We start from the raw sequence: 14,072 nt of genomic DNA on the forward strand, positions 1-14,072 counted from the left end.
CGTCACGAGGTCCGCACGCGCAGGACCGCAGGTCCGCGAACCCGAAGATGAGCAATCGGAAAGAAGAGAGATGTCGCAGGATGGGCCGAAACGCAGTGAAGGACGGCGCAGCCGTTTCGCGGGACGAGGACCGGAGCAGGACCAACATTCGTGACGGCCGCGACTGGCGCGGGCCACAATGTCTATTCCTGGTGTTAGGTTTGGATCATGAAGACATGCGAAGAGGCCGGCGTCCACAAGGACACCAGCCTGATTGGGTAGGAAATCGGGCGGAGCCGAAGCTCCGCCCGTTGGCGATCAGCCAAGTGCCGCCATCTGGAGATCGGCAGCATGCCGGCTGACGTTCTGGCCGGGGTTCTCGACCTGGCGCTCGTAGGGCTTCCAGCTTTCGCCGACGATGTGCTCGTAGGCAGCAATGGCACCCTCGGCCGCCATGCGCAGGGCGTGCGACTGAAGACCCATGTCGGCAGCGAACTCACGCTTGCGCTGCGCGTTGCTGTCGAAGCCGACCGGACCGTCGAGGTCCTCATCGCGGATGTCGTTGGCGAGCTTAGCCGTGGCATCTTTCGCCTCGGTTACGGCCTTCGAGTAGAACTGGCCAGCTCCGTAGGCGGAGCCGACATAGGAGCCGACGATCCGCTGCAGGTGGATTTGCATAGCCTTGTCGGAAAGACCCTCGGAGAGGGTGTCGGCGCCTTCAATCAGGCTGCGCTGGTGGAACTCGCGGATGCCGTCGCTGTCGAGGACAGGGAGGCCGAAGCTTTCGGAGATGAGGGAGGCCTGGCTGCCATCCGGGCAGCAGAGCCGGACCATTTCGAGGGTCGTGCCCTTGCGGAGGGCGACGACGCGGGCCTTGGAGTTGGTGGAGCGGGTTGAACTGGACATGAAGCTTACCTTTCTAGCGATGCCCTCCAGGTGATCGGCCCTCGGCCGGTCTTCCCTGCGGGTGCGGTCAAAAGGAACCGGCGCAAGCTGGGCGCTTCAGGGTCCGGAGCGTGCCAGGCGAGCGAGGTCGGCTTGCGGACAAGCGGGGGCAGGCCTTCCCTGGCCCCGCGCGGGACGCGGGCCGGCCTTGCCGAGATCGGCGGGTTCCGGCCGCTCCGCGGCGCGATAGCGGCCTTGAAGGGACCAGGCGCTGGTTCAGACCGCAGCAAACCCGCCGGGAAGACCGGCCGAGGGATAGTCATCGCCACCGGCATGCGAGAGCGATAAGCGCCCGGTCAATCCGCGCCCCCATCCAATGTGTTCGTCCCCGCCGCTCCGCAGTTACATTCCCCGACCTGTTCGGGTCGCCATGGAAACGACCGTCACGACCGCTACAGATCGAAGATTGGCTGACGCGCGGACGCCAGCACGCTTCACGCACACAGATCCTGCGATTGAAGCTGGGCCCTCAACGCCCTGATAGCGCTTTCCTGCCATGCGAGCTTGCGCGACAGAGCGTCGATATCCGGCTGATGCTCGGCGGTGACGGCGGCCAGGGTTGCACGATACCGTTCGAGAAACGTGCCGGGATCAGGCGGCTTTCCGCACCGATAGGTGCTCTGGCGCGGGTGCAATCGCGGTATCAGCGCTGTCATGCGCCGTGTGATCTGCCGGTCGATCATGTCCAGTTGCCGCTGGGTCTGCCGATGAGCTTCTTCCATGCGAAAGAGCTGCGCCCGGCGATCTGGCCCGGTCATCACGCAGGTCTCCCCTGCCAACCGACAAAGCTTGACGGCCCGCCATAGGCAGCGTGGCGCTCCGGATCGATCACGAAGCCAAAACGACCGACGCGATATTCATCCAGAGGGACGAGAAAGCGACGTTCCTCGGCGCCTGGCCCACGCCTGCCACCGGGAACAGCGACGACCTCGGTGAAGCCGGGTTGGTGATCGCAGACGATCGCCGACACCACGATCCAGTCATCGTGGTGCTTCGCGAAGAAAGCACGCTCATCCTTCTTCCGGGATTCACCGGGTGCAAGCACGCTGTTTGTGATCGCTTCCCAAGCGTCCGGGAAGCTGTCCTTCATGGTCTTCTCGGCGGCACGACGCTCGAAGCTGGTAAACAAATGCGGGAAGCTGAACGCGATGATCGCCCACGCCTCATCCTCTTCATAAGCGGCGCCAACGGCCCGGATCGAGTGATGGACCTTGCCGTTGCGATCGGCCGAAAGGAGAAATCCACCATGGCCGGCTGTCGAGTGGAAGACAACACCGTCGGCATAAACGGTCGCACCTTGCGACTGACCCCAGGGCGTACTCGCACGGGAGCGTTCCTCGCGCCGGCAAAGAGCGACCTTCTCGCGTTGGTGCTCGGCATTCTCCAGAACCCTTGCCCGGAAGGCAATCTCGTCGGCGAGTTCGCCGCCATGACCATAGAAATCGTCGCGCTTCCATTCCGCCATGGGCCGGCGAATGCGCCAACCGGTGACAAGATAATGCCGGCCGTCGCGGGCGGGAGCCATGGCGAACGCATGTTCACCGACGAGGGCAACGGGCATGCCATCGGCGCTTCGACCAAAGGAAACCCCCAAAAATCCGTGAGTTTGGATGAGATCATGCTCGGGGTTGCGCGCATTCATGCCGCTACCCTCCCTTCCACAGCATCCGCCGCGATCGCGTCGGCCGAGATCTCCTGCATGACGGCGTTCGGATAGCCGTGGCGGGTCAGCCATTCCTCAGCGGCCGCGCGATTGGCGGCAAGATGGACAAGCTCGGCATCGTCGCCGGCGCGGTCGAGTACGAGAACCGAGCCGATAGCCGGCCGCCCGACGACTGCGAACTTCAGCTCGCTGTTCACCGAGAATGTCCGGTGGACACGCAGGACGATCGTGCCCTGACTGCCGTAATCGCCCTCGTGCAGGGTGATGTAGGCAGGGATCGTCGTGTTGCCGATGCGGGATTCGGCCTGTTTTCGGACCAGGCGACCGCCCGAGCTTCGGTTTTCCCAGGCGGCGAGCTTCTTGCGGTGGCGCTCCGGCGGTCGCGGCGTGCCATCGGAATATCTCAGGGTCGAGCCCAGGGGCACGAGGTCGTAGATCATTTCGGCGGACATGGTTTTCTTCATGGTGTTGATGGTGGAAACAAAACCGCCGCGGCGATATGCCGGCGGCGGGATGATCGTTCACAAGAGTTGAAGCGGAGGCGCCCTATTCAGCGGCGACCTTGTAGGCCTCACGCTGTTCGTCGGTGAGGTCGTCGTTCTGCGGAGCCGGATACTCCTCGACGTAGCCATGCGCGGGTTCGACAACGGCATCGCCGTCGAATTCGTCCTGGTCTTCCGGAGTGCCGTCGTCCTCAGAATTTTCCGTGCGCTCGTTCTTTTTGAGCCACGACGAAAGTTTCGCCTGGTCGGGTCCGAACAGCGCCGACGGATGGATGAAGCGACCGTCCTTGAAGTGTTCCACCAGGGCCGCGCGGGTGGCCTTAACCTTCTGACGCGGCAAGACCGATGTATCGGCGCACGACGCCTCCAGAGCCGCTCGTGACAGGCAAGAGAGGAAGTCTTCCGTACCCATGTTGGGCAGGAAGTTGTCCGCACCGATCACGTCGCCAGCCACTCGGGAGAGGATGCCGCTGTCAGACCGGTTCTCCCGGCAAGACAACACATCGATCAGCAGGGACCGAACCGCGATGCGTAGCGTGTCCATGTCGAAGTCGAACTTACCCTCCTGGTCGAACAGGCGCGCGGCATGTTCGCCGAGACCCGCCGCCCCGTAATACGAGATGTCGCGCGCACCCGACGCTACCGTCACGTTCTGGCCGGCGAAGGCGAGAACCAGCAACGCCATCAGCGTGTCGTCCTCGATCGGCGTCCGCGACAACGCCTCGTGCAGAGCATCGGTGCGCAGATCGCCGATCATCTCGATGCCCTTGCGGGTGACATCGGGGCGCGTTTTGACGACGATCGCGGCATCGTTACCCTCGCCAAGCGGCTGCTCGCCCTTCTTCGGCTTCTTCGCCTCGGGCATGCGGAAGTGGACCGACTGCACCTTTCCCTCGCGATCGAGATAGAGGGCGGTGTGATCGGACTTGCCGGGCTTGCCATAAACGCGCTCGGCCTTCTTCGGCAGCTCCGGCTGGCCCCAGTTGTTAACCTCGGTGATGACCCCCTTCTTGGGAAGGTGCTGCGTCATCCACTCCTGCTGCGCGCCGAGGAACGCCTCGACGTCGGTCGTGTAGCGGCTGTCCTGATCGGCCGGCGCGAACAGGTCTTCGACCCAGGCGATGCCGTAGGCCTGAGCGAGTTCGTCGTCGAAGCTCGCGTCGCGGGCGTACATGCGGGTCTTCTGCAGGCCCTGCGCCACGCTCCACCAGGAGACCTGCGGGTCAGCCTTGGACGGCTTGTGCTTCTTCCAGACCTCCTTCTGCTCGTCGAGCGAGGCCGAAGCGATGGTGCGGAGCTGGCTTTCATTGGGCATATCGCCCTTCGCCATCTGATCCAGCATCGCCGGCAGGACATTGGCGAGCAGACGCAGCTTGCGGATCTGGCGAACCGGCAGAGCCAGGGCGACCGCGATCGCTTCCTCAGTCCAGCCAAGCGCAACCAGACGCTCGATTGCCCGCCACTGGTCGACGGGATTGAGCTGCTCATGCGCAAGCGTTTCGGCGAGCGAGCGCATCGCGCCGCCGTCCTCGGCCCGCTCTATCACCAGCACCGCGATCTCCTCAAGCCCGGCCGCGATGGCCTGCTTGACGCGGCGATGACCGGCATCGATGACGAAGCCGTTGCCACCATCGACGTCAGGGGCGACGACGGGCGGCTGCACGATGCCGACGGCACGGATGGTCGCGAGCAACAGGGCGTCTGCCTGCGGGTTGGACTTTGAACGCCGTGCCTTGTCGGGGTTTGCCTTTAGCGCGCGCGGATCAACAAACTTCAGTTCCATGGAAATGCTCCTTACGGGGTTGCCGGACACCGCCAATCGCGACGTCCTTTCTCGTCTTCTTCCCGAAGACCTCCCCCGGCCCGCGGAGCGGACGGGCCGGTGCAACTGCGGCCGAGCATCCCTGCCCGGCAGGACAAGCGGGGCTAACAGCCCTGCGAAGGACGACGCGGCCGGGATCGCGAGCGGCGCGGTTGAGCGCATGCGTCATCGGTTCGGTCGATCTGCGAACGGTATTTTTCCTTCTCCTTTCCCATGCTTTACCCTTCACACACGCGTGTAACGTTGCGTCGCCAGCGTCTAAGGGTCCGACCTGACCATTGCTTTGCCCAGATCGTTTCACTTGCCTTGCGCAAGAGGATTGTTGGTCTCGTCAAGACCATTGCGGGATAGTCGCGGTGGGGCGACGACGCCGACGATGGGACACTCGTCGGCCGGGTGCGCCCCCCGATAGGCGGGTCACTTGCCCGGCTAGCCAACGGCATCTTGTCGTTGCCTCTACGCTGCCTTTGAGGTCAGAGCCGGTGTGCCGTCGATATCCTCGGCGAGCGCCTTCTCGACCTCGTGAAGTTGCCGACGCTTCTCGGCCAGGTCCCCCGCGAAGGCGAATTCCGCGCCGTCGTCCCTGGACTGGTACGACGCACGTCGGCGCCGGGCATCGGCAAGACGTTGGGAAACGCGCTCCCGCTCACCCTCGAAATCGTCTAGCGCGTGTTCGAGGCGGGAAACTGCGCCAAGCGGCGTGACCGTCATGGAAAGTTCCATTTCGTAGTCGGCGCCGGTACGCATCAGCATGGTGGTATAGCGGTAGCCGTCCTTGCCGAAGCGCTCGCCCTCATATTCCAGATCAAAGCCTCCGATGGAGGCTATGACGTTCTCGCCTTCATGCTGGAGTTGCACCAAGGTCAAGATTTCCTTCATGAGCGCGCGGCCTGCCTCCTTGCGTTCGGCGAAGATCTTACCCGCGACGGTCATGGTGAATGTCTCCCCGGCCGTCGGAACGAGACGCTCGATATCCCGGCCGATCTCGGCGATCCGACGCGTGGAATACTCGATATCGCGCTCGGCTTCGCGAATCTGCCGGCGAACGGCATGCTGGTCGTCAATATGGGCGGCGCGCTGGCGCTCCAGCCGCGCAATGTCTGCTTCGAGGCCTGCCTTCTGCATGAGGCGTTGATCGCCGGACGCGATGGCCTTGGCCATGGCAAACTGGTTCGCCTGGCCTTCGCCGAGATCCTCGAGGCGGCGGACTGAGGTATCGCCCGAGAGCGCGGCCGCGATAAAGCGAGCCTTGCGCTCGTTGTTCTGCCACATCGTGGCGTCGAGCGAACCTTCGGTAGCGTAGGCGAAGATGTCGACCTCGTCATGTTGGTTCCCTTGACGCACGATGCGGCCCTCGCGTTGCTCGATCTGCGATGGCAGCCAAGGCACGTCGAGATGGTGGAGCGCCTTAAGTCTTAGCTGGGCATTGACGCCGGTCCCCATCGTATCAGACGATCCGATCAGAAACCGGACCTTGCCCGCACGGACGTCACCGAAGAGCCTCTGCTTGGCTTCGGACTTCTTATAGTCCTGCATGAAAGCAATTTCCGACGCCGGTACGCCCATACGGATCAGTTCGTCCCTGATCCAGCGATAGGCGGAAAAGCCCCTGCTCTTCTCCACCGAGATGGTGCCGAGATCAGAGAAGATCATCTGCGCGGCGCCCGGAAGCTCGAACCGCTTGCCGTCGTGTCGGGTATAGGCGCTATCCGCCGTGGTCCTCCAGATACTAAAGGCGTTCGAGATAAGATTGTTGAGCTTGTTGTCCGCCTCATTGTCATTGTCGGCGTCGACCAGGCGCAGATCGATGGCGGCATGCCGACCATCGGTGATGACGGAGAGCAGGATGTCGTCGCCCGGCTCGGGGGGCCGGTCCCGCTTCTCAATCTCAGCGATGCGCGCAGCGAGGACCATCTGGTAGTGTTTGAATGCCTGTGTCGGCTTGGAGGTGATGATCTGGCGCTTGCCGGTCGAGATCGAGGGCACCTTCACGAATTGCCGCAGATCCTCTGGCATCACGACGTCCGCAAAGGACCGGAACATCGCGATCAATTCGGGGACGTTGACGAAGCTGGCGAAGCGAGACACCGGCTTGTATTTGCCGGACGGCTGAAGCTCCAGTTCGGTCGTCGTGTCGCCGAAGGTTGACGCCCAGGCATCGAATTCATGCAGGCCGCGTTCCATCAGCGCCGCATAATCCATGAGCCGTTGAACCGTGAACATCTCCCCAAGCGTATTCGTGATTGGCGTACCAGATGCCAGCACCAGTGCCCGGCCGGGATTCCTGGTGTCGATGAACCGAGATTTCACATAGAGGTCCCATGCCCGCTGCGAGCCGTTCGGATCCACTCCCTTGAGCGTCGACATGTTGGTGGCGAAGCTGAGCTTGCGAAACTCCTGCGCTTCATCGACGATGATCTGGTCGACGCCGATCTCGGCTATGGTTAGGAGATCGTCCTTGCGGGTGGATAGCGCTTCAAGTCGTTCCTGCAGGCCCTCCTTCAGCCGCTCGAGACGTTTGCGTGAGACGCGGTCATCGCTCTCGACCTTGGTAAGGAGGCTTTCGTAGAGTTCCAGCTCATCGTGGATCATCTGCTGCTCAAAGGCCGAAGGGACGCCGATGAACCTGAACGCCGAATGGGTGATGATGATCGCATCCCATGTCGCGGTCGCCGCTCGCGACAGGAAGCGTGCGCGCTTGTCCTTCGTGAAATTGGTTTCGTCGGCGACGAGGATGCGGGCGTTGGGATAAAGCGCGAGGAACTCGCGCGCGACCTGCGCAAGGCAATGGCCCGGAACGGTAAGCATGGCCTTGGCGACAAGGCCGAGACGGCGTTGCTCCATGATCGCCGCCGCCATCGTCATTGTTTTCCCGGCGCCGACCGCATGCGCGAGATAGGTTGTGCCAGCGGAGATGATGCGCCAGATCCCACGCATCTGGTGGCCATAAAGAGTAAAGGCGCCCGAGGCGCCTGGAAGTTTCAGATGGGAACCGTCGAAGGCTCTGGGTGCGATGTTGTTGAAGCGGTCGTTGTAGACGCGCGACAACCGGTCGGTGCGGTCTGGATCGGACCAGATCCAGCGCTGGAACGCCTCCTTGATCTTGTGAAGCTTCTCCTTGGCAGCCTCGGTATCGACGACGTTGAGCACACGTCGCTCGCTGTCGCCGTCCTTGATCGTATCGAAGATCTGAGGGACGCGGCTGTTCAAGGCGTCCGCCAGCAGCTCGCCGGCATGACGACGTCCTGTCCCCCATTCGGAGGTCCCGACCGCGAGATAGCCGAGTTGGCGGGCCTCGACGGTCCATGATGCGAGTTCCGGCATGTGGTGGATTCTGATGTCGACGTCCATCGCCTCCTTGACGAAGGCGACCACATCGAGGGCGGGAATCCAGGGTGCGCCGAGGCGGGCGGTGATGTCGGAGGGGCGAAGGTCGATCGGCTGCACACCCTGCAATGCCGTAACGTTCCGCTCGTAAACCGGATCGAGCGCCGCGGCGGCTTCCGCGACTTTCAGCTTGTCGCGGACATGACCCGACAGATAGCCGTCTGCCGTCTGCCAGGAGCCATCGGCCGGATCGCAAAAGATCGCGCTACCAAGCTCGGCGACAACATCCTGCGGATCTCGGTGCAGCAACTCGGCAATATGGTCGAGATCGACCCGGCCGCGTTCGTTCAGGACAACGGCGAGCGCGTCGGCGGCACTCGTGATGATCGGCGGAGCTGGCGGGGAGATTACGCGCTCCGTGAAAATCGGCCCAGGCCTCGCTGTATCATTTTCGAGGTCGTAGTCCTCGATGGAGGCGATCAGCCAGCAATCCGGATCGTCGAGGAACGGCTGGAGGTTGGGTCGTCGATGGCTCTCGCGCGACTCGCCGGTCTCCGGATCCTCGCTGATCGAGACCGTCGTGTGGTTGATTGGACCGAAGTCGCGCATGAAGCTCGACCAAGCGATGCGGAGTTTGACCTGAAGGTCCTTCCACGGTCGATCGAGCTCCTGGGCCTTGAGCACTTCGCGCACCGCGTCGCGAACCGGGATAAGCTTGCGAATGATGCGGATATGTTTTTCCGGGATGCCATCGGCGCTGCGGCCCTTGCGGACCTTCACAGCGATGGGCTCGCCGTCGATCAGTTGCATGAGGCCTCGGGCATTATCGAAGAAGAAGCTGCCTTCGCGCACATGGCGCTCGGACGGAAGATCGACAGGAGAGTCACCGACCACATCCTCAAGATCGACATCGATCTCCGTAGGCTCACCGTCATAGCGGTCTTCCGGAAGGAGATTGACCGCGGCCGACAACATGTCGGAGAGAACCTCGCCCTTGTGTGGCAGGCACGTGTAGGTTTCGCCGAACGGGCCTGATGTGAGGGCGTGCGTGCCGAGGACGAAATCTGGGTGCCGTGCAAACCATCGATTGACGCGGATCGCGCCCTCGTCATCGGTTGCCGGCCGCACCTCGTCTGTGTCGAGCCATGCAAGGTCGCCCTCCGGCTCCCCGATCTTGCGCTTTCGGAGAAAAAGAATGTCGACGACGACGTCCGTGCCTGCGTCGGAGCGGAAGCTACCTTCCGGCAGGCGGATGGCTGCGATCAGATCGGCAGCTTTCGCGAGATGCTCGCGTGCGGAAACTTCGACCTTGTCCATCGTGCCGGAACTGGTGACAAAGGCCGCCAGTGCTCCCGGCTTCAATAGATCGATGGACCTGGCGATGAAGTAATCGTGCAGCCGCAAGCCGAGCGCGCGATAGGATCGGTCGGAACGGACTGTGCGATCGGAGAAAGGTGGGTTGCCAATGGCGAGATCGAAGCCCGCCGGCAGCTCCGTTCGAGCGAAGTCGCCCGTGATGATGCGCGCCTGCGGCTGCAACAGCCGGGCGATGCGGGCTGTTACGGGATCGAGTTCAATGCCGGTGACATGGGAGACGTTGATCAGGCCTTTCGGCATCAGTGCGGGAAACAGCCCCGTGCCAATCCCTGGCTCCAGCACACGACCGCCCCGCCATCCCATGCGACGGAGGCCCGACCAGATCGCCTCAATGATGAATTCGGGCGTGAAATGGGCGTACTGGGTGCAGCGCGCGAGCGAGGCATAGTCGCTCTCGCCGACGGCATCCTCCAGCTCAGAGCCTATCTCATCCCAGCCCTTACGGAATTCAACCTCGCCCGGGCGGCGGAAGACGCCGTTGGCGAGATCGGACGCACCGAAACCGGTGAAGCGGATGAGTTGCGCCTGTTCCTCTGCGGTGGCCGGACGTTCATCCGCCTCGATGTCGGCGGCGAGCCGGATCGCAGCGACATTGTCGCGGGCTCGTTCCTTCCAGCCCCGCGCGAGAACCCGGCCATCGGCGAGATGGAAGTTCGAACCAAGCAAACGGGCGCGCTTGGAAGGTGCGTGGGCGATGGCTGCGATCGGCATCGCCGGCGCCGGGGACGATGGATCAGGATCGGGATCGTCCTCGGGTTCAAAGCTGCCGGCGAAGGCCGTCACGCCGAGGCCGAGACCGGATGAAAGAGCTGTATTGCCGAAAAGATCGATGGTGAAAGGGTCGTCATGAGACATGTTGTTCTCCTTCGTGAAAGCGCACTTCGCCGGCCCGGTGGTGATCTCCAGCAGGCTCGGCACGCGCGAATTGTGGGATTGGGATGCCGGACGGCCGCCTGACGGCGCCCATCGCCGGATCGCTAGTCCTGCTGGACCGCCAGGAGTTGCATCGAGTTCGGCAGGAAAACGATCTTCAGGTGGGTACAGCCAGGGCTTGCCGCGATCAGTTTCACGAGCATGAAGCCATCGAGAAACTCGATTCCGTCATCGCCGCCGAAATGCTGACGCTTGTAGTGCCAGTAGTCGGGGTTGGTCTTCGGGTCGCACTCTTCGGCATAGACGACGAACGGACGCTGCCCTTCGGCGAGCTTGCCATTAGAGAGGATGTAGACGCCTTCGTCACCGACCAGCCAGACACCCGGCTTTTCATCGCGCCCAGGGTAAAGGCCATAATGGGGATTGCGGAAACCACCATTGAGGTGGGCGTCGAGCCGTCCGCGCATCATCACGACACGCACATCCGTCACGGAGAAGGTGAACATTGCCTCTTCCCCTCATGCCGCGATCGCGTCGGGGAGGTAGCGCAGATGCACCGGCAACTTGGCGGCGATCTCGGAATCGGTGAGATCGTCTAGCAGTTTGACGTCGCGGCCTCGGTCGGGTCCAAAGAACAGAACTGTTCGACGGCCACGCTGCGCGTGCGGAAAACGCCAATCGGCGTAACCACGGTATTCGTCGTAGCTTGAACTCCAGATATGCTCGATCCGTTCTTCGCGCGTCATTGCGCGGACCGGCCGGCTCTCCCGATCGACGATCGCGGCGCGCATATGCGCTGATGAATGTTTATCGGCAAGGTCGCAATAGGCGTGGAAGAATCGCATCCGGTCGTCGATCTTCAGCGTGAAGAAGACGCTGGTGATGTGGCCCACGAGGAATTCGCGCATGGCGAACATTTCGCCGTTCATGAAGAGCGGCGGCAGGATATTGAACATGTAGTCATGCTCGTTCTCGGCAAGTTCGAACCACTCACCGCTATAGAGGCCGCCATCGGCGTCCTGGAAGCGATTGGGTCGCTGTGCATGGCGGTCGAACATGCGGAACATCTGCCGGCGACCGGCAATACCCTGGTAGACCTTACGGATTGGAGAAGAGGGGTTCATTAGCGGGCTCCTTCAGCCTCGTCGGACTGGAGCGCGGCGCATCCTCGGGGATCGCCATCATCTTCAGCCCTTCCTGACCCCTCTCCCGCGGCCGCCTCTCCGTCCGGGCGGGTCAAGTGCCGGCGAAGCCGGGCGAAGCTTCACACTTGACGCGGCTGGCGGGCATGCGGCAGCTGGGTTTCATTCATTTTTCTTCTCTTCTTCTTTCTCCCCAATTCGGCCGCATGGCCGCGCTGATATCCGTCGATGAACCGAGCACTCGTCTTCGCCTTCGTTGTTGTCGCCACCGGCGTCCCGATGGCTGCAGAAGCGGAATCGCCGGACCGGGTGGATCCGGTCCTCGATTGCGCAACGCCAGTCCTCGACGCCGACACACCGGAGAAGGCGAGACTGTTGCGGGTGCAGTACGGCGCCGACGCGATGGTGCGCCAGTTGCGACAGACCTATGCCCCTCGGCTGGCCGGACTGTTCTGGGAGGAGACGGAAGGAGAGGATAGCAGGCTGGTCCTGCGGCTGACGGGTGACGAGCCAGTTCAGAATGAGAGAATGACGGTTTGCGGGGAGCTGTTAATCGTCGAGTTCGTCCCAGGCCAGATGCATACGAGGGAAGAGCTCCAGAAGATCCACAGCAACAATCTCGAATGGTTTCGCGGCAAGTTCCCCGGCCTACAGGGGACCTATGCCGACGAACGCACGGGCGAGATTGTGTTGCAAATCTACGAGCCGGAGGCAGGATCCGACGTTGAGGCGATCACAAATGAAGCAGAGTCCCGCCTGGGCGCCCCGCTGCGGGTCGAGATGATCACGGCAAAGGTGGTGCCGCAGTAATTTCGACTGCGCTCTCAGGTGGTTGCCGCATCCTTCAACATCGCATTCCAGTCCTCGGCCAGCGGCCTTAGACGTTCGAAGTCGCAGGGAAGCTCACTGGCAAGCTCGCGCAACCGGGACACGAATGCCTCGCCCTGTGTATTTGCGTCGGTGGCCGCGACAAGTCGAGCACCGGGCCGTTTGCCAAGCAGGCGTATGGCGTTGTCGGTGGCAGGTGACCAGCCTCCGCCAGTGCTGACGTAGAGTGTGTCGCGTCGGATCTGCTCGATCGCGGCGAGACTCATCGCATCGATAGCGGCCTCGGTTACGCAGACGCGTTCGGCACACTTCGGTCCGAGCCGAAACAGGACCTTGCTTCCGCCGGAGGCAAAGCCGCGCCATTCCGGCCCACGCTCCTCCCAGCCGGTGACGCCCCCCTCATCATCCTGATGAGCTGCCCACATGCTGCCCCGCGGCCCTTCACGCACGAGATTGTGCGCAATTCCAGCACGGATCACGTATTCGGGAAGGTGACGGTCGTCCCGCAGATAACGCCAGGTCGCCGATCCCCGCCACGGCCTGCGTCGCGCGGTCCAGCGCTCAGGTATCGACTGGTCGGGCTCAATCTCACGCGATTGTCGCTGCCATTCCGGTTGACGTTGCTCGAAACCGACCAGCGATGCGACCTGCACAAAGGCTTCGAGAAAATCGCAGCCGTCCAGATGCTGAACGAGCGAATAGACATCGCCCTTGGCGTCCGAGAGCGGATCAAACCAGCCCTTGCCTTCGTGGATGACGATAATGATGTCGTCGGCGCGCCGGTATTTTACCGCCTTGCGCGTGCTTTCCTTCAAATCGATCGCGAAACCGCCTGTCTCCAGCACGGCTGCACAACCAACCCGGATTCGTAGCTCTTCAATATCCGCTTTTTCCATTCTTTTCTCCCGGCCATTCTTTGGCCGACCTTTGTGCAAGTCTATCTCTTCCGCGCAATTCGCGGAACACCTTGGTGACTGCCGCAAAAAGCAAAGGGGGCAAGGGCGCGGCATCGCCGCGGCGCAGCTTCCCTTGCGGCCTGCCGCTTGCTTGCGGCCCGCTGGGCGGGAAGAGCCGGTTCAATGAACCGGCCGGCCGCCTGTGTAGGGGCAATATTCGAATATCGCGTCGACCTCTTCGCCGTCGAGGTCGTCAGCAGGAAGAACGCCGTATTCGTCTTCATCGACCTTGAATAGGATGACTCGGGTCATAAGGGTGCGGGCAAGGTTCCAGGCGTGGTTCTGAGCGAAGCTGAGTTCGTGCGACATTTGATTTGGCTCCCGTTCGAGGGGACCATTCCCCGCTCGACAGGCGCCCGTCAGGTCCAGAACGAGCCGCGATCATCGCGATGGCGAAACCGTGAGCGACGGCACGCTTGCGTAGTCCGACCCCTTGCGGGTTGATCGACAAGGCCGGGGCTGGAACAAGGGAATAAGCCGAGCAGTGCGGGGATTGGTCTTCGCATCGAGACCACGTCCAAGCAGGAGCCCTCGGTAAAAGTTGCGCTTACTGCAGGTCGCAGGCGGACGTCGGTCGGTCCCAGATCAGGCCGCAAAAACCTCAAAATCGAGACAGCGCTAGGCTAGATCGATCTCGTGACGGTCGATTAGACGATA

11 protein-coding genes are annotated in these 14,072 nt (G+C 62.4%); 1 reads left to right on the forward strand and 10 read right to left on the reverse strand.

The genetic code is table 11. From position 1 onward, the window contains the following. Window positions 1-297: 297 nt before the first annotated feature. The 8 genes from CEV33_RS01950 to CEV33_RS01990 form a co-directional block, all read right to left on the reverse strand. The gene (locus CEV33_RS01950) at window positions 298-885 is read right to left on the reverse strand and encodes a hypothetical protein (protein ID WP_094538790.1); all 588 of its coding nucleotides are present in this window, start codon (window positions 883-885) and stop codon (window positions 298-300) included. A gap of 473 nt (window positions 886-1,358) precedes the next feature. Continuing rightward, the gene (locus CEV33_RS01960) at window positions 1,359-1,682 is read right to left on the reverse strand and encodes a hypothetical protein (protein WP_094538792.1); all 324 of its coding nucleotides are present in this window, start codon (window positions 1,680-1,682) and stop codon (window positions 1,359-1,361) included. Further along, a complete protein-coding gene (locus tag CEV33_RS01965; protein ID WP_094538793.1) occupies window positions 1,682-2,566 on the reverse strand; it encodes a DUF7007 domain-containing protein in 885 nt (294 codons plus the stop codon). The genes CEV33_RS01960 and CEV33_RS01965 overlap by 1 nt, the downstream gene beginning before the upstream one ends. Next, window positions 2,563-3,039 (reverse strand): hypothetical protein, encoded by a 477-nt coding sequence (locus CEV33_RS01970; protein ID WP_094538794.1) that lies wholly within the window; start codon window positions 3,037-3,039, stop codon window positions 2,563-2,565. The genes CEV33_RS01965 and CEV33_RS01970 overlap by 4 nt, the downstream gene beginning before the upstream one ends. A gap of 94 nt (window positions 3,040-3,133) precedes the next feature. Further along, entirely contained in the window at window positions 3,134-4,873 is a 1,740-nt protein-coding gene (locus tag CEV33_RS01975) for a ParB N-terminal domain-containing protein (protein ID WP_094538795.1), read from the reverse strand. A 495-nt stretch (window positions 4,874-5,368) separates the two neighbouring features. Continuing rightward, entirely contained in the window at window positions 5,369-10,471 is a 5,103-nt protein-coding gene (locus CEV33_RS01980; protein ID WP_094538796.1) for a helicase-related protein, read from the reverse strand. Between the two features lie 122 nt (window positions 10,472-10,593). Next, window positions 10,594-10,995 (reverse strand): DUF3085 domain-containing protein, encoded by a 402-nt coding sequence (locus CEV33_RS01985; RefSeq protein ID WP_094538797.1) that lies wholly within the window; start codon window positions 10,993-10,995, stop codon window positions 10,594-10,596. Between the two features lie 12 nt (window positions 10,996-11,007). Then, entirely contained in the window at window positions 11,008-11,613 is a 606-nt protein-coding gene (locus tag CEV33_RS01990; RefSeq protein ID WP_094538798.1) for a DUF1419 domain-containing protein, read from the reverse strand. A gap of 246 nt (window positions 11,614-11,859) precedes the next feature. Between CEV33_RS01990 and CEV33_RS01995 the strand changes: the two genes are divergently transcribed. After that, on the forward strand, window positions 11,860-12,441 hold the full coding sequence (locus CEV33_RS01995) for a hypothetical protein (RefSeq protein ID WP_094538799.1): 582 nt from the start codon (window positions 11,860-11,862) through the stop codon (window positions 12,439-12,441). A 14-nt stretch (window positions 12,442-12,455) separates the two neighbouring features. Here the strand turns inward: CEV33_RS01995 and CEV33_RS02000 are convergent, their stop codons facing one another. Continuing rightward, entirely contained in the window at window positions 12,456-13,355 is a 900-nt protein-coding gene (locus tag CEV33_RS02000; RefSeq protein WP_094538800.1) for a DUF3991 and toprim domain-containing protein, read from the reverse strand. A gap of 180 nt (window positions 13,356-13,535) precedes the next feature. Further along, window positions 13,536-13,724 carry a hypothetical protein gene (locus tag CEV33_RS02005; protein WP_094538801.1) on the reverse strand — a complete coding sequence of 63 codons (189 nt, stop codon included), beginning with the start codon at window positions 13,722-13,724 and terminating at the stop codon, window positions 13,536-13,538. Between the last annotated feature and the right edge of the window lie 348 nt (window positions 13,725-14,072).

It is taken from the genome of Brucella grignonensis (genome assembly GCF_002252505.1).
Classification (GTDB): domain Bacteria; phylum Pseudomonadota; class Alphaproteobacteria; order Rhizobiales; family Rhizobiaceae; genus Brucella; species Brucella grignonensis.